This is a genomic window from Streptomyces canus (genome assembly GCF_030816965.1).
Taxonomy (GTDB): domain Bacteria; phylum Actinomycetota; class Actinomycetes; order Streptomycetales; family Streptomycetaceae; genus Streptomyces; species Streptomyces canus_E.
Window position 1 is genome coordinate 4,951,436 of sequence record NZ_JAUSYQ010000002.1, and the last position, 20,018, is coordinate 4,971,453.

At 71.1% G+C, this 20,018-nt stretch carries 19 protein-coding genes and 2 pseudogenes; 10 read left to right on the forward strand and 11 right to left on the reverse strand.

The features are described 5' to 3' along the window. Nucleotides 1-118: 118 nt before the first annotated feature. A pseudogene (locus QF027_RS23765) lies at nucleotides 119-724 on the reverse strand (site-specific integrase); the annotation flags it as partial. Between the two features lie 47 nt (nucleotides 725-771). Here QF027_RS23765 and QF027_RS23770 point away from each other — a divergent pair. Next, on the forward strand, nucleotides 772-939 hold the full coding sequence (locus QF027_RS23770) for a hypothetical protein (protein WP_306979224.1): 168 nt from the start codon (nucleotides 772-774) through the stop codon (nucleotides 937-939). Nucleotides 940-1,131: 192 nt separating this feature from the next. Here the strand turns inward: QF027_RS23770 and QF027_RS23775 are convergent, their stop codons facing one another. Beyond that, on the reverse strand, nucleotides 1,132-1,914 hold the full coding sequence (locus QF027_RS23775) for a DUF6928 family protein (RefSeq protein WP_307076946.1): 783 nt from the start codon (nucleotides 1,912-1,914) through the stop codon (nucleotides 1,132-1,134). Between the two features lie 304 nt (nucleotides 1,915-2,218). Between QF027_RS23775 and QF027_RS23780 the strand changes: the two genes are divergently transcribed. The 4 genes and pseudogenes from QF027_RS23780 (at nucleotide 2,219) to QF027_RS23800 (ending at nucleotide 7,411) form a co-directional block, all read left to right on the forward strand. Continuing rightward, nucleotides 2,219-2,728: an SMI1/KNR4 family protein gene (locus tag QF027_RS23780; RefSeq protein ID WP_307076948.1), complete on the forward strand. Its 510-nt coding sequence runs from the start codon at nucleotides 2,219-2,221 to the stop codon at nucleotides 2,726-2,728. 456 nt (nucleotides 2,729-3,184) lie between these two features. After that, the gene (locus QF027_RS23785; protein ID WP_307076951.1) at nucleotides 3,185-5,614 is read left to right on the forward strand and encodes a helicase-associated domain-containing protein; all 2,430 of its coding nucleotides are present in this window, start codon (nucleotides 3,185-3,187) and stop codon (nucleotides 5,612-5,614) included. Between the two features lie 130 nt (nucleotides 5,615-5,744). Further along, nucleotides 5,745-6,042: pseudogene (locus tag QF027_RS23795) on the forward strand (PIN domain nuclease); the annotation flags it as partial. A gap of 142 nt (nucleotides 6,043-6,184) precedes the next feature. Then, nucleotides 6,185-7,411, forward strand: a complete 1,227-nt coding sequence (locus QF027_RS23800; RefSeq protein ID WP_307082471.1) for a PP2C family protein-serine/threonine phosphatase — start codon at nucleotides 6,185-6,187, stop codon at nucleotides 7,409-7,411. 84 nt (nucleotides 7,412-7,495) lie between these two features. On the opposite strand, the gene QF027_RS23805 is transcribed toward QF027_RS23800, so the two are convergent. From QF027_RS23805 to QF027_RS23815, 3 genes are all read right to left on the reverse strand, one after another. Then, nucleotides 7,496-8,638: an FAD-dependent oxidoreductase gene (locus tag QF027_RS23805; RefSeq protein WP_307076954.1), complete on the reverse strand. Its 1,143-nt coding sequence runs from the start codon at nucleotides 8,636-8,638 to the stop codon at nucleotides 7,496-7,498. 203 nt (nucleotides 8,639-8,841) lie between these two features. Next, complete coding sequence (locus QF027_RS23810) at nucleotides 8,842-9,537, reverse strand: TetR/AcrR family transcriptional regulator (protein WP_307076956.1); 696 nt, start codon at nucleotides 9,535-9,537, stop codon at nucleotides 8,842-8,844. Between the two features lie 108 nt (nucleotides 9,538-9,645). After that, nucleotides 9,646-10,425 (reverse strand): SDR family NAD(P)-dependent oxidoreductase, encoded by a 780-nt coding sequence (locus tag QF027_RS23815; RefSeq protein WP_307076958.1) that lies wholly within the window; start codon nucleotides 10,423-10,425, stop codon nucleotides 9,646-9,648. 30 nt (nucleotides 10,426-10,455) lie between these two features. Between QF027_RS23815 and QF027_RS23820 the strand changes: the two genes are divergently transcribed. Then, a complete protein-coding gene (locus QF027_RS23820) occupies nucleotides 10,456-11,298 on the forward strand; it encodes a DUF72 domain-containing protein (RefSeq protein WP_307076960.1) in 843 nt (280 codons plus the stop codon). Here QF027_RS23820 and QF027_RS23825 read toward each other — a convergent pair. The 5 genes from QF027_RS23825 to QF027_RS23845 all read right to left on the reverse strand — a co-directional run bounded on the left by QF027_RS23825 (nucleotide 11,264) and on the right by QF027_RS23845 (nucleotide 17,088). After that, a complete protein-coding gene (locus tag QF027_RS23825) occupies nucleotides 11,264-13,033 on the reverse strand; it encodes a copper resistance CopC/CopD family protein (RefSeq protein ID WP_307076962.1) in 1,770 nt (589 codons plus the stop codon). The two genes, QF027_RS23820 and QF027_RS23825, sit on opposite strands and share 35 nt — an antisense overlap. A gap of 123 nt (nucleotides 13,034-13,156) precedes the next feature. Further along, nucleotides 13,157-13,909 carry an SDR family NAD(P)-dependent oxidoreductase gene (locus QF027_RS23830; protein ID WP_306979207.1) on the reverse strand — a complete coding sequence of 251 codons (753 nt, stop codon included), beginning with the start codon at nucleotides 13,907-13,909 and terminating at the stop codon, nucleotides 13,157-13,159. After that, nucleotides 13,906-14,373, reverse strand: a complete 468-nt coding sequence (locus QF027_RS23835; protein ID WP_306979205.1) for a cupin domain-containing protein — start codon at nucleotides 14,371-14,373, stop codon at nucleotides 13,906-13,908. Before QF027_RS23835 ends, QF027_RS23830 begins: the two co-directional genes overlap by 4 nt. Next, nucleotides 14,363-14,983 carry a GNAT family N-acetyltransferase gene (locus QF027_RS23840; protein ID WP_307076964.1) on the reverse strand — a complete coding sequence of 207 codons (621 nt, stop codon included), beginning with the start codon at nucleotides 14,981-14,983 and terminating at the stop codon, nucleotides 14,363-14,365. Before QF027_RS23840 ends, QF027_RS23835 begins: the two co-directional genes overlap by 11 nt. After that, on the reverse strand, nucleotides 14,980-17,088 hold the full coding sequence (locus tag QF027_RS23845) for a penicillin acylase family protein (RefSeq protein WP_307076966.1): 2,109 nt from the start codon (nucleotides 17,086-17,088) through the stop codon (nucleotides 14,980-14,982). The genes QF027_RS23840 and QF027_RS23845 overlap by 4 nt, the downstream gene beginning before the upstream one ends. A gap of 78 nt (nucleotides 17,089-17,166) precedes the next feature. Between QF027_RS23845 and QF027_RS23850 the strand changes: the two genes are divergently transcribed. Next, complete coding sequence (locus QF027_RS23850; RefSeq protein WP_307076968.1) at nucleotides 17,167-17,904, forward strand: siderophore-interacting protein; 738 nt, start codon at nucleotides 17,167-17,169, stop codon at nucleotides 17,902-17,904. A 33-nt stretch (nucleotides 17,905-17,937) separates the two neighbouring features. Next, entirely contained in the window at nucleotides 17,938-18,525 is a 588-nt protein-coding gene (locus QF027_RS23855; RefSeq protein ID WP_307076971.1) for an HhH-GPD-type base excision DNA repair protein, read from the forward strand. Between the two features lie 325 nt (nucleotides 18,526-18,850). Here QF027_RS23855 and QF027_RS49660 read toward each other — a convergent pair whose 3' ends face one another. Continuing rightward, on the reverse strand, nucleotides 18,851-19,099 hold the full coding sequence (locus QF027_RS49660) for a hypothetical protein (RefSeq protein ID WP_373432431.1): 249 nt from the start codon (nucleotides 19,097-19,099) through the stop codon (nucleotides 18,851-18,853). Between the two features lie 142 nt (nucleotides 19,100-19,241). On the opposite strand from QF027_RS49660, the gene QF027_RS23865 reads away from it, so the two are divergent. Beyond that, nucleotides 19,242-19,556 (forward strand): hypothetical protein, encoded by a 315-nt coding sequence (locus QF027_RS23865; RefSeq protein WP_307082473.1) that lies wholly within the window; start codon nucleotides 19,242-19,244, stop codon nucleotides 19,554-19,556. A gap of 54 nt (nucleotides 19,557-19,610) precedes the next feature. After that, nucleotides 19,611-19,733 carry a hypothetical protein gene (locus QF027_RS23870; RefSeq protein WP_306979192.1) on the forward strand — a complete coding sequence of 41 codons (123 nt, stop codon included), beginning with the start codon at nucleotides 19,611-19,613 and terminating at the stop codon, nucleotides 19,731-19,733. Nucleotides 19,734-20,018 lie beyond the last annotated feature (285 nt).

Below are 20,018 nucleotides of genomic sequence, written 5' to 3' on the forward strand. Positions count from 1 at the left end.
ACGAGTTCGAATCTCGTATCCTCCGCCAGTGCCTCACCGGGCACGATGTCGAAGGGCCCCACCGTTCGCGGTGGGGCCCTTCGTCGTTGTCCGTCTCACTTTCCGTCTCAGTTGAGCTTCAGCTGGTCTTCGGCTGCTCCCAGAGAGCGTCGCCGACTTGTTGGGCGACCTTGCGGAGCAGCGTCCCTGTGACGTGCATGTACCGGGCGCGCATCCGGGCCGCTCCCCCGGGCTCCCAGCCCATGATCGCGTCGACCACGACGTCTGGGAGGCCGAGGATCAGGAGGAGGGTCGCGGCAGTGTGGCGAGCGTCATGAAGACGGCCGTCTCATACGCCTGCGTCTCGCAGTAGCCGCTTCCAGGTGTGGAAGTCGGTGTTCGGGCTGAGGGGGCCACCGGTCGGGGCGGCGAAGACGTATCCCTTGTCCTCCCAGTCGGTACCGGCCTCGACCCGCTCCTTCTCTTGCTGCTCCTGGTGCTGGCGAAGAAGCTTGATCAGCGGGTCGCGGAGACCGATGGTGCGACGTCCGGCGCGGGACTTGGTGGACTTGTGCTCTCGGCTGGTCTGCTGTTTCTGGGGGCAGTAGCCGGCCTTCCGGCCGCACGGGTTGTCTCCACAGCCGTGGGTGTACTTGGGCCGGAGGCGGTTCTTGCGGATGCGGACGTACCCTGCGTCCAGGTCGACGTCTTCCCAGTGCAGCCCGAGCGTTTCCCCTTGGCGGAGGCGCGAACGGATCACGTGCCGTCGAAGCAAACAACGGAGGGGCCCTTATGAGCACTGTCCACGTACGCATCGGTGACTACCGGTCCAAGTACCACACTGACGTGGATTGCCCATCGCTGAACGGGAAGCAAGACACCTACACGGGGCAGACGTCGATGTCCGAGGACGAGGCCAAGGGACAACGGCTCACAGCCTGCCAGCGCTGCAAGAAGTGACTGCGCACGCATCACAGCAGCAACGGCACCATGCGTCGCGTTGCCGCGCGGTGAATGTCTGACTGCGTGGCAACGCCCACGAACAACGGCGAACAAGCGCGAAGGTCCGCGGATCATCAGTGCAGGTGAGCGGCACACCACTTCAAGGCAGCACCCCCGCCGAGTTGCTTCGGGACGAAAAGAGGTCGTGAGCTAAAGGCCGTCGCGCTCGATCAGTGAACCATCAGGGCCCAGTGTGTAGACGCGCGGCGGGGGCATGGCTTCCACGGCTCTGCACAACTCCGCTTCCTGCTCTGCGAGATCGGGTCCGTGGCGGTCCCTCATGTGGAATCCGTGCAGCTTGATGCCGTCTGCGTCGACGTCATCGGGCTCGGGGCGCCCCTCTTGGATGAAGCCGCAGAGCGCCCTCAACGCGTCCTCGCCCAGCTCCAAGGGGTGAAAAGGCAGGGGGTATGGCTCTTCCTCTTCGCCAGGCCAGGGCACGATGTCAGCCGGACGGTTTCCGGCCCAGTAGGGCAGTTCGAAGGGGAGCGGTTCGCCGATGTTCTCCATGACGCCACTGTCCGGGGACAGACTCAGGGAGCGGATCAGGCGCCCGTCCTCCCACACGGCAAACGCCAGCCAGTCGACAACGCTGTGCATGGCGTGCAGGACCAGCCGTCGGCCGGCACTTGCCGACACCAGGTACTCCGGGAGCTGGGAGGGTAGGTCGATCATCACCCTCTGATCGCCGATGACCTCCACGCCAGGCCAGCTGGCCGCGTACGCGGTCCCCTTCGGGGGGTACACGCCGTCCCAGAGAGTCGCGCCTTCGCATTCCTCGATCTCGCACCCCGGATACAGTCGCCGCATCATGGCGGCCGTCCGGTCACCGTCCGCCGACCCCACTCGTTGCAGCAGCCGCGGTATGTCGCCGTCGGCGTACACCAGCAGTCCCGTCTTGGCTCCCACAGCCCCTCCCAGAGCGATGCCCATCCTGGCTGACGCAACATAACCGCACGCACTGACACGAAGGCTTCCACAGCCCCGCACCTGGCCGGGCTCCCCGAGCGCTCCCACGCTTCCCGACGACGACCAGACTGCACCACCACCGCGCCAGTCGAGCGGGGAGAGTGGGGAACCGTGGTCAAAGCCGACGAGGCCAGCCAGGCCGTCCAGTGCGGTCAGCCCAGGTCAACGTCCAGACCGCCCTCAAGTGCCTGCAGCTTCCCAAGCTCATTCGCAGACCCTGCTGTGTCGCGGCATCGACAAGGGGAACTGCGTCGCTGAGGATCCTGGGGTGACTGATGACGAACTCGTCCTGGCGGTCCGGTCGCATGTGGCCGGCCGGGGACTGCCCGGTCCCGCATCTGCTGAGGACGTCACCATCTTTGAGCGGGTAGTGGGCCGTCCGATGCCCGACTTGCTGAAGCGGATGTATCTCGAAGTCGCCAACGGTGGCTTCGGGCCCTGGCAGGTGGTCTCGCTGACCGAGACCGACGACTGGTTCAGCGACTGCGCGGACATCACCATGGCCTACCACGCGTTCGGCGGCCCCGACGGAGATGCCCTCCCGTCGGGACTCGTCCCGCTGATGGACCGCGGCTGCGCGATGTGGACACTGATCGACTTCCGTACGTCCGACGGCCAGATGTGGGACTGGGACCCCAACCTGTGCTGCATCCGGCACGCCCCTGCACCACTCGGACAATCACTCGCGCAGTGGCTTACCGACTGGTTGCGCGGCGAGGCGCACGAGGGCCCCTATCCGCACCGCGTGCCAGCCGACTCCGCATGTCACAACCCATGAGGCCGAAGGCGGCCCGGTCTCACTTTCCGTCTCATTCATCGGCGTTCACAGCCGTTCAGGCAAGACCACAAGCCCCGTAACGCACGGAGCCCGGCTCTCCATGAACGCAGGTGACCACCTGTACCCGGGCCGCCACCCCACCACCACAGTTGGAAAGCGTGTTGGGGGCAACCCCTCACGAGTTCGAATCTCGTATCCTCCGCCAGTGCCTCACCGGGCACGATGTCGAAGGGCCCCACCGTTCGCGGTGGGGCCCTTCGTCGTTGGCCGTCTCAGTGTTCCGGAGCCCGTGTCTGCCGTCGGCTCGTCTCGTCGGGCTGGGCTCGCTGCGGGGAGGTGCCCGGACTCTGTCTTGGTACGACATCCGCGGATCATGGAATTGCGCCAACCTTGACCTTGGCGCCGAAGCGGCTTCGGCCCGACTGTGACGTTCCCCGTCTGTCGAGGTGAACCCTCATGAAGTCCCGATCGACGCTGGCGGCTTGGCTGAGCGAACTGGACGGTCCACGCCTGGCACGCGTACTCGCCATGCGGAAGGACGCGGCTTCCTCTCCGGAACCACGCTCGGTGGGGGAACTGGCGGACCGTCTCCAACGTCCGGGGTCCGTGGCACTCGTCCTGCCGCACCTCACGCTGCCGTGCTTGCAGGCCGCCGAGGCGCTGGCCGCCCTGGGGGGCCGAGCGACCCGGGACAGCCTGGCGGAGTTGCTCGGCGCGACCTCCCCCGCGGCGGTACACGCGCTGGACGCGACCCTGGAGGCACTGTCGGTTCGGGCGCTCGTGTGGCGTGACGGCAACGAGACACTCCGCATGCCTGCGCCCTTGCGACAGGCGTGGAGCACACCCCTGGGACTTGACGCCCCGCTGGAAGAACTGCTGGCCGGCACCACCTCGGAGGAACTGCGCGGCATGCTGACGGCCCTGGTTATCAAGCCACCCGGCACCAAGCAGCAGCGACTCGCGGCCCTGGTGGAGCATCACAGTGACGCGGAACGGATCGCCGCGCTGGTGGCGGGGGCACCGGCGGCCACACGGAAGTTGCTGGAGCAGAACGCCAGGTCCACGCCACGTCAGTCACTGTTCGTCGCGTTCGGGGCTCCTGGCAGCGACCTGCAACCAGGCGCCCGATGGGCACTCGACCGCGGGCTTCTGCTCCAGGACCGTCACCGGTACGGGCCCGTCCGGATGCCGCTGGAGGTGGCCCTGGCTCTGCGGGGCCCCGATTGGCACGCTCCGTTCGAACCTCTTCCGCCCGTCACACAGTTGGTGCCCGTCACCTCCTCGGAGGTGGAGCGGGAGGCCGCGGTGGCCGCCACCGCGTTCGCGGCCCATGCAGCCGCCGTCCTTTCTGCGTGCGCCACCGCTCCACCGGTCCGGCTGAAGTCGGGCGGGATCGGCGCGCGTGAACTGGCCCGGCTCGGCAAGGCCGCCCAAGCGGACGACGCCGTCGTACGCATCACCCTGGAGACCGCGTACGCCGCCGGACTGCTGGCCCGCGACGGTGATCGCGTACCTCTCACCGAGGCGTACGACGCCTGGGCCGAGCAGGAGCCCGCGAAACAACTCGCCGTACTGCTCCGGGCATGGCGGGATCTGCCGCTCACCCCCACCCGGGCGCGCGACGAGGACGACAAGGCGCTGCCCGCGCTCGCCGGTGCGCCTGACTGCGGCGGCTGTCTGCAGGCCCGCCACGGGCTGCTCACCGCGGCCTCGGGGCTCCCGGCAGGACAGGGTGTGAAGGTCGCTTCGGAGCTGGGGCCGCTCGTGGCCTGGCACCGTCCGCTCGCCGACGACGCCTCGCCCGAGGACACGGCACCGTTCAGCACCGTGATCCGCGAAGGCGAACTGCTGGGCGTGCTGGCACGGGGTGCGCTGTCCCCGCTCGGTGCCCACCTGGCGGCCCACGCCGACGAAGAGCTCGACAGCACGGCCCGGCGACTGCTGCCCCCCGCGACCACGACGGCCCGGATCGGCGCCGACCTCACCGCCGTCGTCACCGGCACGCCTTCCGCGCGACTCGCAGCGCTGCTGGATTCGACGGCCGACCGGGAGACCAGTGGCACGGCGTCGGTATGGCGCTTCAGTGCCGGCAGCATCCGCCGGGCCCTGGACGCCGGCCGCACCCCGGACGACATCACAGCCGACCTGGCAGCCGGCTCCGCCACCGCCCTGCCACAGCCGCTGACCTATCTCATCGCCGACACCGCACGAGGTCACGGACGGGTGCGCATCGCCCCCTCGGCCTGTGTCATCCACGGTGACGAACCCGCGCTCCTGGCCGAACTCGCCGCCCACCGTGCACTGTCCAAGCTCGCCCTGCGGCAGCTCGCCCCGACGGTCCTGGTCAGCGGCAGCCCACCCGCGACGGCTCTCGCCGCGCTCCGTGCCGCGGGTTACGCCCCGGTCGCCGAGACCGCCGGGGGCACGGTACGCATCGAAAAGCGCCTGCCGCAGAGGGCCGCCGCTGTCGTTCCGCCCCCGCGAAAGAACGCCGGGCGGCGCCGACCCGGGACCACCGCGGCCCGCGCCTCGGACATGCCCAGCGACGCCGGGACGGACGTCCTGGCCGACCGGCTGCTCAAGGCCCCGCCCACGACACCGGAAGCCGACCCGTTCGGCAGCGGGGTGCCTTTCGCGACGGACACCGAGGAGATCGTCGCCGGATACGCGAAGCACCTGTCGTACAGCGACGTCCGCCAGGTCGCCCATGCCATCGACACCGGTGCGGCCATCACGGTCGAGTACATCGCCGCATCGGGCAACCGGACCGTACGCACCCTCAGCGACCTGGAACTCGACCCGCCCTACCTCGACGCCTGGTGCCACCTGCGCGAAGCGGAACGCGTCTTCACTCTCTCCCGCATTCATGGCGTGATGCCCGCGTAGGACCCATGGGCAGAGCACCAAGAAAGAAGAGACAGTCGACACCGCTCTTCGGAAGGTGCCGGAGAGTCGGCGTCGCGCCCTGGCTCGTCCCCGGCTGCGGGCCGCGGCCGGGGACGGCGCATTCGATCCGGACCAGGCGGCAGCCGCCGGGCTCATCACCACCTGCCCGATGACCGAGCTCGAGTTCTTCTACAGCGCCCGGTCGGCAGCCGACAGGGCGCGCGGCATCGAGGACATCGACTGATCTTCGGTCGAGTTCCCGTCGACGACCGCGCCTGCCAGGTCCAAGAAGCTCTCGCCAAACGGGGAAAGCATCGCGGTGCGGGTGCGGTGGATCTCGTCGTCGCCGCGACGGCGAGCCGCAAGGGCTCACCCTCCTGCCCGGCAACCACGCCTTCGCCTGCGTCGCGGCGGTTGCAGGTGGCTGATCTGGACGCACGTCGACGACCTACGTCCGCTGCCGCCGACATGCCGCGCATGGCGTAATGAGCCGCTCCGACTGCTCGACCAGGTCACGTTGTGCGGAGGCAGTGACCGGAGCGGGGTAGGAAGGCGGTGGCGAACCGGGCCATGGGCGAGCAGAGCGTGGACCGGTCGGAGGGTTTCGGTGAACGGCTGCTCGGGGTGCTGCTGGATCGAGCGCGGCTGTTGCCGCCGCAGCTGATCGCTCCGCTGATCGCGGAGGAGGTGGCCAGGATCGGCGGCCGTGAGGTGTCCATCCTGCTCCAGGACTACGCCCAGGAGCTGCTGATGCCGCTTCCGGGCAAGAAACTGCATGTGGGCCAGCCCGAGCCGGTGACCGACTCCCCCGCCGGCCGCGCCTTCCAGCGCGCGGACGTCGTCGAGGTACCCCACGCCCGCGGCGGCGTCCGGATGTATCTGCCCCTGCTGGACGGAAGCGATCAGGTGGGCGTCATGGCCCTGACGCTGGATACCGTCGACGACGATGGCCGACGCCTGTTGCGCCGGCTCTCCGGACTGGTCGCCGACATGCTGGTCACCAAGAACGCCTACACCGATCAGTTCTTCCTGGCCCGGCGCCGGGAGCCGATGAGTGTGTCTGCGGAGATCCAGTGGGGCCTGCTGCCGCCGCTGACGATGACCGTGCCGCAGGTCGAGGTGGCAGGCATCCTGGAGCCCGCCTACCGCGTCGCCGGCGACAGCTTCGACTACGCCCTCAACGACAACATCCTGCACATGGCCGTGATCGACGCGATGGGCCACGACCTGGACGCCGCCACGATGGCGACCATCGCCATCGGCGCCTACCGCCATGCCCGCCGGGTGTTCGTCAGCCTGGCCGAGAAGTACGCGTTCATGGACCTCGCCGTCTCGCGGCAGTTCGGCGCCGACCACTTCGTCACGGCGCAGCTGATGCATCTGAACATCGCCACCGGTGAGCTGGAGCTGGTCAACGCCGGCCACCCCGCCCCACTGCTGATCCGCGGCGGAAAGGTCGTGCGGCAGCTGGAGAGCGCGACGACGCTGCCCGTCGGCTTCGGAGGCGAGGCTCCTCGCATCAGAGAGCACACGCTCCAGCGGGGTGACCGGGTGCTCTGCTACACCGACGGCATCATCGAGGAGCGCCTCGACGGCGGAGAGCCCTTCGGTGAGGAACGCCTCGTCCGCTGCGTCAACCGCCTGGGGCAGGGGCCGTCGGACGGGATGCGGGCGGATCTGCGACTGCTCTCGCACACGCTGAAGAAGGAAAGGGGCGGGCGCACCAGCGACGACGCCACCCTCTTCATGATCGAGTGGCGCGGAGGCGCCGCCGACCACCTCGCGATCCTGGACTGAACACCTCGACGTCGACGAAAGCCGCCATGCGCCTTGCCGGCCAAGGACCGGTGCAGCGGCGAGAGCGTGCTGAGGGGGCTGATCTCACCGGGCTGCCGGGCCGGTGGTGAAGAAGTCGACCATCTGCTCCAGGCCTCGCTCGCCGAACATCGTGTCCAGGCTGGCGGCGGACTCGGCGGCGGACGCCTCGCCGCGCGGGAAGAGCGCCTCCTCGTAGGCGGCCAGGGCGGCTTCGGTGTCGCCGGGGCGGGCGGCGACGGCCAGGGCGAGTTCCGCGCCGTCGAACATGGCCAGGTTGGCTCCCTCCCCCGCGAACGGGGACATCACATGGGCGGCGTCGCCGAGCAGCGTCACGCCCGGGACACGGTCCCAGCGGTGCCCGACCGGCAGGGCATGGATACGACGCGGAGTGATCGTCTCCGCGTCGGCGACCAGGGCGCGCAGGCCCTCGTCCCAGTCCTCGAAGTGAGCCAGGACCGCGGCCTTGGCGGCGGTTCGGTCGGTGAAGTCGATCGTGTCCAGCCAGACCTCGTCGGCCTTGAGCGCGGTGTAGACGTGGAGCGAGCCGTCTCTCTCCCGGTGCGCGAGGAAGCCGCGCTCGTGTCCCAGGGCGATGAGGAACCCGTCGCCGACGACCGCGGCGCTACGAGGGTGGCGGGTGTCGGCCTCGAACAGGTCGGTCTCGACGAGGCAGATGCCGGTGTAGAGGGGCTCGGCGTCGGAGACCAGCGGCCGTACGCGCGACCAGGCGCCGTCGGCGCCGATGAGGAGGTCGGTGGTGACGACCGAGCCGTCGGCGAACGTCACCTCGTGACGCCCGTCGCCCAGCGGCCGGGCACCGGTGGCCTTCCGGCCCCAGTGGATCGTGCCGTCGGGCAGGGAGTTCAGGAGCAGATCGCGCAGGTCGCCGCGGTCCACCTCCGGTCGGCCGCCGGTGCCGTCGTCCTCCTCGGACACGTGCACGGTGCCGTCGGGGCCCAGCAGGCGCATGGCCTGGCCGCCCTCGTGGACGAGCTTGAGGAAGTCGTCGTGCAGGCCGGCGGCGTGCAGGGCCTGCTGCCCGTTCTCCTCGTGGATGTCGAGCATCCCGCCCTGCGTACGGGCCGCCGCCGACGCCTCCAGGTCGAAGATCGCCGACTCGATGCCGTGGACGTGCAGGACGCGGGCGGCGGTCAGACCGCCGAGACCGCCGCCGATGATCGCGAGGGGGAAGTGGGGGGTGCTCATGGCGAACCTCTTCGAAGGAGTGAGGGATGCGTGTGCGCACCGGGGAAAAGGCTGCCGGCGCCGCCCGTGGACGGGCAGCACGGGACTGCACGGCTGTTCGAGAAGCGATCCCACCGGCCGCTTCCAACGTAGCGAACATGTTCGTTACGAACAAGTTCGCAGCGCCGCGCATGTGTCCACAGGCCGTGCCGGACCCGCTGGGCTCAGTCGGCCGGGACGGGTACGGGAGTGCGCGTGATGCCGTTGACGAGGACGTCGAAACTCCAGCGCATCCGGTCCCGGACCGTGCCACTGATCAGGTCCGGCATGTGTGCGGTGATCGCCGGATGCGTGGTCTCGTCCACGGAGTGCAGCGCGGCGACGGCGGCGTTCCAGTCGCCCTCGGAGGCGGGGTCGTGCTCCTGCGTCGCATGCTCGGCGGCGGTGGCCGTCGCGTCCTGGAGAAGCTTGTCCACCCCCCAGGCGACCTGCTCGCGGCCGGCACCGCTGCGCGAGAGGAGGTCGAGGATGCGCTCCACCAGCCGCAGGTAGTTCTCTCCGCTCGGCCGGGCCACGAGCGCGGACCGGGCGAGCTGCGGGTGTGCGAACAGCACCAGGGTGTACGACGTCATGACAGCGCGGAGCCGGCCGCGCCAGTCGTCGCCGCCGTCCCGGCCGGTCAGGTCGACCTCGCCGAGAAGTGCGTCCAGGACGGCCGCGTGCAGCTCGGCGGTGTTGGCGACGTACACGTACAGCGAGGCCGGGCCGGTGTCCAGCTCCTGCGCCAGGCGGCGCATCGTGACCTTCTCCAGCCCTTCGGCCCGCATGATCCGCACGGCCGTGTCCACGATCCAGCGTCGGGACAGGGCGGGCTTCGCCGGACGCTCCCGGCGGCCGGCCGGCTCTCTTCTCGCACCCATGACATCGATCGTAACGAACGTGTTCGCTCAGCGGGGACGTCCGGTGCGGCCTCCGCTCGGCCGGGGACGGTGACCGGACGGTCAGGGGAAACGGTGCGGGTGACGCGGTCAGTGCACCGACAACCCCCCGTCCACAAAGATCGACTGCCCCGTGACATAGCCCGACGCCCCGCTCGCCAGGAAGACCGCGGCGCCCGCGAAGTCCTCGGGGAGGCCGTTGCGGCCGGTCATGGTGCGGGCGGCCAGGGACGCGACCTTCTCCGGGTCGGTGGCGAGGCGGGCGTTGAGGGGGGTCAGCACGAAGCCGGGGACGAGGGTGTTGCAGGTGACGCCGTGCGGGGACCACGCCTCGGCCTGGGAGCGGGCCAGGGATTCCAGGCCGCCTTTGGAGACGCCGTAGGCGCCGCTCTGGACGAAGGCGCGGTGGGCCTGCTGGGAGGTGATGTGGATGATCCGGCCGAAGCCGCGCTCGGCCATGCCGGGGCCGAAGCGCTGGCCCAGGAGGTAGGGGGCCTCCAGGTTGACCGCCAGGGTGGTGTCCCACACGTCGTCGGTGAGCTCGGTCATCGGTGGACGCAGGTTGATCCCAGCCGAGTTGACCAGGATGTCCGGCTCACCGAACACCGCGGCGGCCGCCTCCGCCGCCGTACGCACACCCTTCCTCGTGCTCAAGTCGCCGCTCACCCAGTCCGCTCGGCAGCCGTCTGCCCTCAACTCCTCGACCGCCGCGGTCAGTTCCGGCTCCCTGCGGGCCACGATCACCACGCTCGCCCCCGCCCGCGCCAACGCCCCCGCGATCGCCCTGCCGATGCCCGAACTCCCGCCGGTCACCAGCGCCACACGGCCGTCCAGCGAGAACAGTTCGGAGAGGTACGCCTGGGAAGTCATGGCCGAACCCTAAGTCGGTACCCACTCCCCATGACCAGCATCCTTGTCGGCACCTGCTCCTGGACCGATCCAGCGCTCGTCCGCAGCGGTTGGTACCCGCCCGGTCGGCGGGACGCCGAGGGACGGTTGCGGTACTACACCGAGCGGTTCCCGGTGGTGGAGGTGGACGGCACGTTCTACGCCCTGCCCAGTGAGCGCAACAGCCGTCTGTGGGTGGAGCGCACGCCTGCGGGATTCGTGTTCGACGTGAAGGCGTACGCACCGCTCACCGGGCATCCGGTGAAGCAGGCCGCCCTCGCGGACGTGGCTCCTGACGAGGTGTGGGCGCGGTTCGCCGCCGGGATCGAGCCGTTGCGGGAGGCCGGGCGGCTCGGTGGGGTGCTGTTCCAGTTCCCGCCGTGGCTGCGGCCCGGGGCGCGGGCGGAGCGGTTCCTGGAGGAGACCGCGGCGCGGACCGCCGGATGGCCCGTCCATGTGGAGTTCCGGCATCCGTCCTGGTGGGGGGAGCGGCAGCGGGACCTCACCTGTGCGCTGCTGAGCACGTACGGCTTCGCCGCCGTGGCCGTGGACATGAGCCAGGACCTGCCCACCTCCCTGCCGCCGGTCACCCCCGTCACCGCACCCCGGCTCTCCGTCGTGCGCTTCCACGGACGCAGTGCCTCCTGGGGGCGCGGCAGCAAGGAGGAGCGTTTCCGGTACGACTACCGGCGCGCCGAACTCACCGAGTGGTTACCGCGGTTGCACGCCCTGGCCGAGCAGGTGGACGAGCTCCACGTCCTGTTCAACAACTGCTGCGGAGCCGCCGCCGTACAGGCCGCCGAGACCATGGCCGGCCTGCTCAGCCCACGATCCTCACCGTCTTCGTCACGCTGACCTGGTCGACGTCGGAGACCCTGATCGTCGTCTTCATCCGCCAGTCGCCCGCGAGGGGGAGGGTGAGGTCGTTCGTGCCCCAGTAGCCGCCCTTGTCCTTCAGTTCGGCGTCGATCGGGCCGATCTCCTTGGCCGGGAGGGTGAAGGAGAGCCGGAGTTCGGGGACGGTGGCGAGGCCTCCGTCGGCCGCGTAGACGATGGCCTGGACCGAGTTGTCGCCGGTGCGGCCCGGGTCGAGGGTGATCTGCACCCGGCCCGTGGCGCCCCCCACGGAGAAGGGGACGTCGGTCAGGGACGCGGCCGGCAGTCCGCCCGTGGCCGGGCCCGCCTCGGCGGCCTCGGCCTCCGCCCGGCCGGGCAGCGTGCCGCTCAGTACGGTGCTGAGCACCAGGACCACGACCCCGACGGCCACTTCGGCGAGGACGGAACGGCGCAGGCCACGCCGGTACGCCGGGGAGTCTCCCCCCGGGGCGGCGGGCTCCCGCTGCGCATCGGAGGCGGCCGGCGGTCCCCCCACCGGCTCCGGCACCCGCTCCCGTACGACGGACTCCGCCTCGACCTGCGCCCCGGCCGTCACGAGCCGTCCCGTCCACTGCCGCGACAGCCGCGCCGCCCCCAGCAGCCCTGTCACCGCGAGCAGCTTGAAGACGAGCAGATGGCCGTACGTCGTGCCGGTGACCGCGTCCCAGGAGCCGAGGCCGCGCCAGGACTGGTAGACGCCGGTGCCGACGAGGACGGTCACGGAGGCGAAGGCCAGCCGGGAGAAACGGGCGACGACGACGGCCGGGATCTGCGACGACGCCCGGTACAGCGTGGTGAGCAGGGCCGCGAGGCCGCCCAGCCAGACCGCCATCGCGAGGACGTGCAGCACCGCGGACGTCATCGCCACCGGCACCTGGATCCCGGCGGACGCGTGCTCGGCGGCGGCCCAGGTCAGCGCGAGACCCACGGCCAGCGCGCCGCCCGCCGCCTGCCAGGAGCGGGGCAGCCTCGACTCCCCGAGCCGCAGCAGTCGTACGACGAAGAAGTACCCGGCGAGCAGCAGCGCCAGGCGGACCAGGAGCGCCTCGCCCGGGCGGGTGGTCAGGGTGCGTTCGAAGGCCGTCAGCGAGAAGGCGGAGGCCGGGCCCGCCCCCGACTCGTACGGCGCCCGCAGCACCAGCAGGAACACGGTCGAGCCGAGCAGGGTGCCCCAGCCCGCCCACAGGAGCCTGCGCAGCCGGGACGGCTCCGGCGGGCGGCAGGCGAGGAGGAAGACGGCCGTGCCGATGAGCAGGGCGGCGGCGAGGTAGGCCAGGTAGCGGCCCATGTTGAAGAGGCTCTCCGTGGCCGGGTCCTCGGTCGGGCCGGTGTCCATGACCACGGTGGCCGGGGAGGGTTTGCCGACCGAGAAGGTGAAGGCGCCGGAGACCGGGTGGCTGTCGGCCGAGACCACCCGCCAGGCCACCGTGTAGGTGCCCTGGGTGAGCTCGGCGGGCAGCGAGACACTGGCCGTGTCCGAGCCGCCCGCACCGTGTCCGGCGTCAGTGACCTTCAGGCGCTTGCCGTCGGGGTCGAGCACCCGGAAGGAGTCGTCGAGCAGGCCGACGGACTCGGTGAAGGTCAGGGTGATGTCCCGGGGGGCGGACCTGAGGACGCTTCCGTCCTCGGGGTCGGTGGCCCGGAGGGCCGCGTGGGCCGACGCCGCTCCCGCACCGCCGAAGAGGAGCAGGACCAGCACGGTGCCCAGCAGCACCAGCCCTTGAAGTCCTCGCCCTCGCCGGCCTGTGCTGCTGCCTGCACGCTCACACCTCACGTCACTACTCCGTACCTGGGCTCGCGGTCTTCCCGATAGGTACGCACGCGAACCCCCGAGCGCTCACCACGTCGGCCTGGCGGACACCCCGCCGTCCACGACCAGGTCGTGCCCGGTGACCCAGGACGCGAGCGGTGAGGCCAGGAACACACACGCGTCGGCCACGTCCTCGGGCCGACCGAGCCGCCCGAGCGGCGCTTTCCGCACCCACCGCTCCACCCCCTCCGGCCAGGCCTCCGCCAGCCCCGCCCGGTCGATCAGCCCGGGCGAGACCGTGTTCACACGGATGCCCCGCGGTCCGTACTCCAGGGCCGCCGACCGCGCGTGCATCACGATCGCGGCCTTGGAGGCGGAGTAGTGGGCGTGCTCGGGTGCGGGGTGGCGCGCCTCGATGGACGCGATGTGGATCACGCAGCCGCCCGGTCCCATGACCTCGGCCGCCGCCTGGGTACACGCGAAGACACCGGTCAGGTTGGTGTCCACGACCGCGCGCCAGTCCGCCGCCGTCATCCCGGGCAGGGGCTGAGTGGGCTGCACACCCGCGTTGTTGACCAGGGCGGTCAGCCGACCGCCCCACGCGGCGGCCTCCCGGACCAGCCGGTGGCACTCGTCCTCGTCCCGCAGATCCGCTTCCAGTACGACGGCCCGGGCGCCCGAGTCCTCGATCCGGGACGCCACTTCACGGGCCGCCGCCACTGCCGTACGGCAATGGAGTGCGACCGCCGCACCCTCCTCGGCGAACCGCAGCGCGATCCCCCGCCCGATGCCGCCGCCCGCACCCGTGACCAGGGCGACCTGCCCTTCCAGGAGTCTCATGGGCGGCACAGTCCCGCGATGCGCGCGGCCTGGGACGGATAACGCGCCGTCAGTTCGGCAGCGTCCCCGTGTTCGTAGTCCTCGTAGGTGAAGCCGGGCGCCATGGTGCAGCCGAAGAAGGTCCACGCGCCGCGGGTCCTGGCCCCCATCCAGGTGCCCGCGGGGACGGTCAGCTGGGGGTGCTGGCCGGCGCGTATGTCCGGGCCCAGGACCGGGGTGGCCGTCGTGCCGTCCGGGGCGAGGAGCAGGAGGTCCAGCGGGTCGCCGAGGTAGTGGTGCCAGATCTCGTCGCTGGGCAGGCGGTGCAGGGCGGAGTAGTCGTCGGCGGTGAGGAGGGCGACGATCGCCGTGCCGTGCGGCCTGCCGTCGCCACGTTCCTCGCCCGCCCAGGTCTGCCGGAACAGCCCGCCCTCGCGGGGAATCGGTATCAGGCCGTAGTGGGCGACGAGGTCGTCAGGCGTCACCCGGGAAGGCTACCTCCCTTGTCAGGAACGCCAGTTGGGCTTGCTTCTCGGGCAGGTGCACGTCCGGGAGGTCGATCTCCGGCAGCACGACCGTGGCTCCGGCCACGAAACCCTGCTTCAGGAAACGGGCGATGGCCTTCTCGTTGCGCACGTCGGGGTCGACCACGACCCGCCGTTTGTCCAGGACCAGCAGCACGTACGAGGCCACGGTGGACAGCAGCGCCGACGACCAGCCGGGGTGCGGGCCGTGCGGGCCGGGGGGCGGCAGCAGCAGGTGGATGCCGATGTCGCCGGGTTCCACGGGGTAGCACTCGCTGACGCGGTCCGCCTCCGGCTCGTAGGTCTGCAGGAGTCCGGCCGGTTCGCCGTCCTTCTCCAGGAGATAGGCGTGGTGGGTGTCGAGGGTGTCCAAATGGGCGTAGATCTCGGCCACTTGCTCCTTCGTGAGGCCGTTCATGCCCCAGAACGCGGCCCGTTCCTCACGCACCCAGGCGTGGACGGTCGCGGCGTCGGCGTGCGGGTCGAGCCGCAGGACACGGACGGTGCCGAAGCCGTCCACTGTCTGGGTGTGGACCGCTTCACGGGCGGGAGTCTCGGACTTCGGTCTCATCGAACTTCCTTCGTCAGGTGCTGCCAGTCGGTGCCGACCGGGACAAGATCTCCCCTGAGCCACAGGGGGAGTTGGTCGCGGTGATGGGGTGAGCCGGGCACGCCGGAGGCGCCCAGCGGGACCACCCAGAGACTGTCCTCGCGGCGGGCCAGGTCCCAGACGTAACGGGCGGCCGGGCCGCGGGCGGCGAGGTCCGTGAGTCCGGGGACCGCGGAGGTGCACAGGACGCAGTCGTGGTCGCCGGAGAGGGCGGCGGAGAGGGCCGCGGCCTCCCGCTCGTCCTCGGGGAGCGCCCGCCAGGGGGCGAGGCGATGGGTGTCGCCCCAGGTGCCCCGCGGCGGATCGGCGGCCACTTCCTCCACGGCGGCCCGCACGATCCCGGCGCGGTCGATGCCGTACAACTCCTCGGCGCGCAGGAGGTGTTCGAGCGCGAAGGCGACACGGGGGACGAGGCCGAGCCAGGGGAGGAGGACGTCGGGGTAGGCGGGCGGGGCGGTCAGGGCCGCGAACGCGGGGTGGGCGGCGAGCCGTCGTACGACCGCGCTGCGGACGGCGGCGTAGAGGGCGGCCTCCCGGCTGCTCGCGACCATGCGGCGATCCCAGCGAAGGATCGTCTCCCTCGTGGCCACGGCCTCGGGGCTCAGTCCGTCCAGAGCCTTGATGTGATCCAGCAGGGGCTGCGCCGAGGCGAGATGGGTGTCCATGTGGATCCGGGGCATGTCGGCGGCCGACCACTGCTCCTTCTCCCGCAGCAGGGCGGTGATGCGGTCGGCCCGGTGGGGCGGTGCGAACTCGACGCCGAGCGGGGCGGCGGGGCCGCGCTGGTTGGCCATCACGGCGATGCCGTCGGTGAGACCGGCGCGGGGAGCGTCGTGCCAGCCCTGCCAGTCGTGGCCTGGCTCCCAGGCGGGGACGGGATGCAGCCGGTTGGCCTCCGCGCGCACGGGGACCCTTCCGGCGACCCGGTGCAGCAGCCCGCCCTCGGTGTCGGCGGCCTGGACGACGTTGACGGGTTCGGCCCACAGGTCGAACGCCCGGTCCACGTCGGCGGTACGGCGGGCCCGGAGCAGAGGGAGCAGGGCACTGAAGCCGAGGTCCTCGGTGACCCGGGGCGGGTAGCGGAGGGAGAGGGCCACGGGTGTGCCCGGGAAACCCGGCCGCTCCTCCTCCGGCACTCCCCCGTCCAGCCCTTCCGGACCCCCCGCGATCACCGGCCCCCGCCCGGTCTCGATCACCTCGATCTCGACCGGCACCTCGCCCGCCACCTCGACCGTCTCGGTGTGCCGGGTGGCGCGGTGCCAGACGCCGTCCGGGCCGAGGGCCTCCACCCCGGCCCCCGTGCGGCGCAGTCGCTCCCGGTACAGGTCCTGGTAGTCGGCCATGGCGTTGGTGATGGACCAGGCGACCGTGCCGGTGTGGCCGAAGTGGGCGATGCCGGGGACGCCGGGGACGGCGAGGCCGACGACGTCGAACTCGGGGCAGGAGAGCCGGATCTGCTGGTAGACGCCGGGTTCCTCGATGTAGCGGTGCGGGTCGCCCGCGAGGACGGCGTGGCCGGTGGTGGTGCGGGTGCCGGCGACCAGCCAGCCGTTGCTGCCGGAGGTGCCCGGTCCGTCGGCGGCGAACAGGCCGACCGCGTCCGGGCCCAGGTGCCGTAGCGCCTCGTCCCGCCAGAGCTTGGCCGGGAAGCCGGCGAACAGGATGTGGGTGGCGAGCCAGACGCCGAGCGGGGTCCAGGGGTCCCAGCGCCCGGGGGCGAGGCCGACGCGGGCGAACTCCGGTGCCCGCGTGTCCGGCAGCTCCTCGTTCACGCCGTCGACGTACGCCCGCACCCAGTCGGCCGTCTCCGGGTCCCGTCTCTCCAGCGCTTGGAAGCAGCGTCTGGCCGTGTCGTCCAGGCGGGCCCGTCTCGCGAGGGTGTCCCAGGACAGGGCCCCGGCACCGAGGAAGGCGGCCGAGGTGCCCTGCGCGCGATGCCGTTCGACCTCCAGCTGCCAGGCACGGTCGCGGGCGGTGACCCGGCCCTGGGCGCGGGCGAGTTCACGCGCGCTGCCCGCGCGGAGATGGGGAATCCCCCAGGCGTCGCGGTAGATCTCGATGCTCACCCTCGAACCAGCTTCCCTTTAAGTTAGGCTTACCTAAGTTGCTTGGTGAGGGAATCGTACGCGAGGGGTGAAACGGTCATGGGGCAGGGGCACGGCTGGGAGGGAGCGGTCCTGCGACTGCTGCGCGCGAAGGACTTCGTGTTCACCGTGACCGGCGCCGAGGACGTCACCGGCGCCTACCGGCGGGTGCACCTCACCGACGGCGGGATGCTGGCGGTCACCGGCGTCCACCCGACGATGTGGGTGCGCCTGTGGTTCTCCGCCGCGGGCAAACCGCACCAGCGCGCGTACACGCTGGTCGACGCGGACCCCGCGGCCGGCACCTTCACCCTGGAGTTCGCGCTGCACGACGGCGTGGCCAGCGACTGGGCCCGGACGGCGAGGCCCGGCGACACCATCGAGGCCACCGTCCACGGAACCGGCTTCGAGCGCCCCGACCCCGAGCCCACCCACGTCTTCGCCATCAGCGACCCGGCCTCCCTGCCCGCCCTCAACTCCCTCCTCGGCGCCCTGGACTCCTCCCCCGCGACCGTCTGGTTCGAGGGCGGCGACGAGGACCTCCCCTTCCGCACCGACCCGTCCCGCCACGATGTCCGCCGGGTCCTCCGCCTCGACTCCGGCGCGCATCTGGTCGCCCAGCTGAAGGCGGACCTGCCCGGTCTGCTGACGAGCCACCCGGACGCGTATGTGTGGATCGCCTGCGACACGGCGACGACCAGGGCGCTGTCGTCGTACGTCCGCAAGGATCTCGGCGTCCCCAAGGAACGGGTGAACGCGCTCGGCTACTGGAGAGAGCAGTCCGCCGGCTCCCGGTAGAGGCGAGCCGTCGGCGCAGGCATGATCGGGGACATGGACGTCACCCTTCACCTCGCCCAGGACCCCGAGGCCGACGAACTCCTCGGCCGCTCCCCGCTCGCCGCGCTGGTCGGGATGCTGCTGGACCAGCAGGTCCCGATGGAGTGGGCGTTCAAGGGCCCCCGCACCATCGCGGACCGCCTCGGCGCGGACGACCTCGACGCGCACGAGATCGCCGCGCAGGAACCGGAGGCCTTCGCCGCGCTGCTCTCCGAGAAGCCGGCCGTGCACCGCTACCCCGGCTCGATGGCCAAGCGGATCCAGCAGTTGTGCCAGTACCTGGTCGAGCACTACGACGGTCAGGCCGAGCTGGTGTGGAAGGGCGTGGCCGACGGTCGCGAACTGCTGCGCCGACTGGAGGAGCTGCCGGGGTTCGGGAAGCAGAAGGCACAGATCTTCCTGGCGTTGCTGGGCAAGCAGCTGGGCGTTCAGCCGAAGGGCTGGCGCGAGGCCGCGGGCGCGTACGGCGAGCCGAAGTCCTTCCGGTCCGTCGCCGACATCACCGGCCCCGAGTCGCTGACCAAGGTCCGCGCGCACAAGCAGGAGATGAAGGCGGCGGCGAAGGCGGCCAAGAAGTCCTAGTCAGCCGGGTGGCCCCACCCCGGTGGGAGTGCGGTGTCCAGGCGTTCCCGCATGGACCTCACCGAGTTCGACGACCGCTTCGGCCTCCGCAAGGTCCACGCTGGCCGAGGGTGTGCAGGAGCCCCTCGAAGGGCGAAGGGCGGTTCGGGCGCGTAGGGCGAGACGCCTGATCCCGGGCGTCCTGGTCCTGGTCCTGGTCCGACGCCTCCCTGCTCGCGGCCGGTGTCCTCGTCGGCGTCCACCTCCTGATCGGCGGCGCCTTCCAGCTGGTCGCGGCCCTGGGCACCCTCCCCCATGACGACGGCCCTGCGCGTCCTTGCCCTCATCAGCGGCGCCCGTCGATCCTGCTGGGCCTGTTCTGTCTGCGCGGCCCGATGCGGTCGATCCTGCTGCTCGCCCTGGGGATCGGCATCGGCATCGTCCGGCTGATCCGCGGCATCACCCAGAGCAGATCTTCCTCAGCGCGCTCACCTTCGCCGCCGGGATCGTCCTGACCGCCCCCCTTCGCATCGGTCGCCGTGCTCAGCCTGGTCGGCGGCATCTGGATGGTCGTCGTCGGAGTCGTGGAGTTCACACCGCAAATCCCCACCCGGGCCCGGGAGACCGCGGCCGTCCGCGCCGTCGGCCGGTACGGCCCGGCATGGGCGCTACTGCGACCGGGTGAATCCCACCGCCGAAGTGATGAACGAGGCGCGTCGGCAGGGGAGACGACCTCCGTGAGCACCGTACGACGCCTTCCGCACCGCCACATCTGGCTGCGCACGCTCGTGCTGCTCCTCGCCCTCCTGGCGTCCGGCGCCCCCGCCCAGACGCACGCGGCGCACGTGGCGGCCGGTGAGATCGCCGAGTACGACGTCCTCGACACGGCCCTGCGGCCACCGGCCCGCGCCACCCACCGCACGGCCGTACCCCTGCGTCCCGCTCCGCGCCAGGAGACGGCTCCCGATGTCCGCGAGCGCCGCTCCGTCCCAGCGCCGCCGCGGTCGCCGTACGCCCTGCCCGCCCTGCGTTCCGTGGTCCTGCGCTGCTGACGGAGCCGGTTCCCCCCAGGCCGACCGGCTCAGCACTACGCAAGGAAGACAGCCATGCCCACCGACCCGTACGCGGTCCTGCGCGCCCTGCTGCGCGCGGAGGCCGCCCGCAGCACTCCGAAGCCGCAGATGAAGGAAGCAAAGCCACAGCCGCCGAGCGAGCAGAAGCACCGCTGATCCTGAGTGGGGCGCTCCGTGCAGCGCCCCACTCAGCGGCTCGTCGTACCCCCGGATCCCGGACCGGAACCCGGCGTGATTCGGGTGGTGGTGGTTCGACGACCGGTGTCACAGGTCTCCCACTTGTTGCCTCTCGTCGGCCAGTGGGGCGGACTCCCACTCAGTAGCGCCCTTCGGCCGGGAGCAACGGTACGAGGCGGTAGCGCCGAACTGTCTTTCGATCACCCGCGAATATGTCAGCAGCCATGTCACATCTACCCCCTTTGGCAGATATTGGCCACGATC

Coding starts and splice junctions, on each gene's coding strand:
- QF027_RS23815 (WP_307076958.1), bottom strand. CDS start 10,425: ATGACTTCCCAGGCGTACCTCTCCGAACTGTTCTCGCTGGACGGCCGT.
- QF027_RS23810 (WP_307076956.1), bottom strand. CDS start 9,537: ATGGGTGCGAGAAGAGAGCCGGCCGGCCGCCGGGAGCGTCCGGCGAAG.
- QF027_RS23840 (WP_307076964.1), bottom strand. CDS start 14,983: ATGAGACCGAAGTCCGAGACTCCCGCCCGTGAAGCGGTCCACACCCAG.
- QF027_RS23775 (WP_307076946.1), bottom strand. CDS start 1,914: ATGGGCATCGCTCTGGGAGGGGCTGTGGGAGCCAAGACGGGACTGCTG.
- QF027_RS23785 (WP_307076951.1), top strand. CDS start 3,185: ATGAAGTCCCGATCGACGCTGGCGGCTTGGCTGAGCGAACTGGACGGT.
- QF027_RS23830 (WP_306979207.1), bottom strand. CDS start 13,909: ATGAGACTCCTGGAAGGGCAGGTCGCCCTGGTCACGGGTGCGGGCGGC.
- QF027_RS23805 (WP_307076954.1), bottom strand. CDS start 8,638: ATGAGCACCCCCCACTTCCCCCTCGCGATCATCGGCGGCGGTCTCGGC.
- QF027_RS23870 (WP_306979192.1), top strand. CDS start 19,611: ATGCCCACCGACCCGTACGCGGTCCTGCGCGCCCTGCTGCGCGCGGAG.
- QF027_RS23800 (WP_307082471.1), top strand. CDS start 6,185: ATGGGCGAGCAGAGCGTGGACCGGTCGGAGGGTTTCGGTGAACGGCTG.
- QF027_RS23850 (WP_307076968.1), top strand. CDS start 17,167: ATGGGGCAGGGGCACGGCTGGGAGGGAGCGGTCCTGCGACTGCTGCGC.
- QF027_RS23855 (WP_307076971.1), top strand. CDS start 17,938: ATGGACGTCACCCTTCACCTCGCCCAGGACCCCGAGGCCGACGAACTC.
- QF027_RS23820 (WP_307076960.1), top strand. CDS start 10,456: ATGACCAGCATCCTTGTCGGCACCTGCTCCTGGACCGATCCAGCGCTC.
- QF027_RS23770 (WP_306979224.1), top strand. CDS start 772: ATGAGCACTGTCCACGTACGCATCGGTGACTACCGGTCCAAGTACCAC.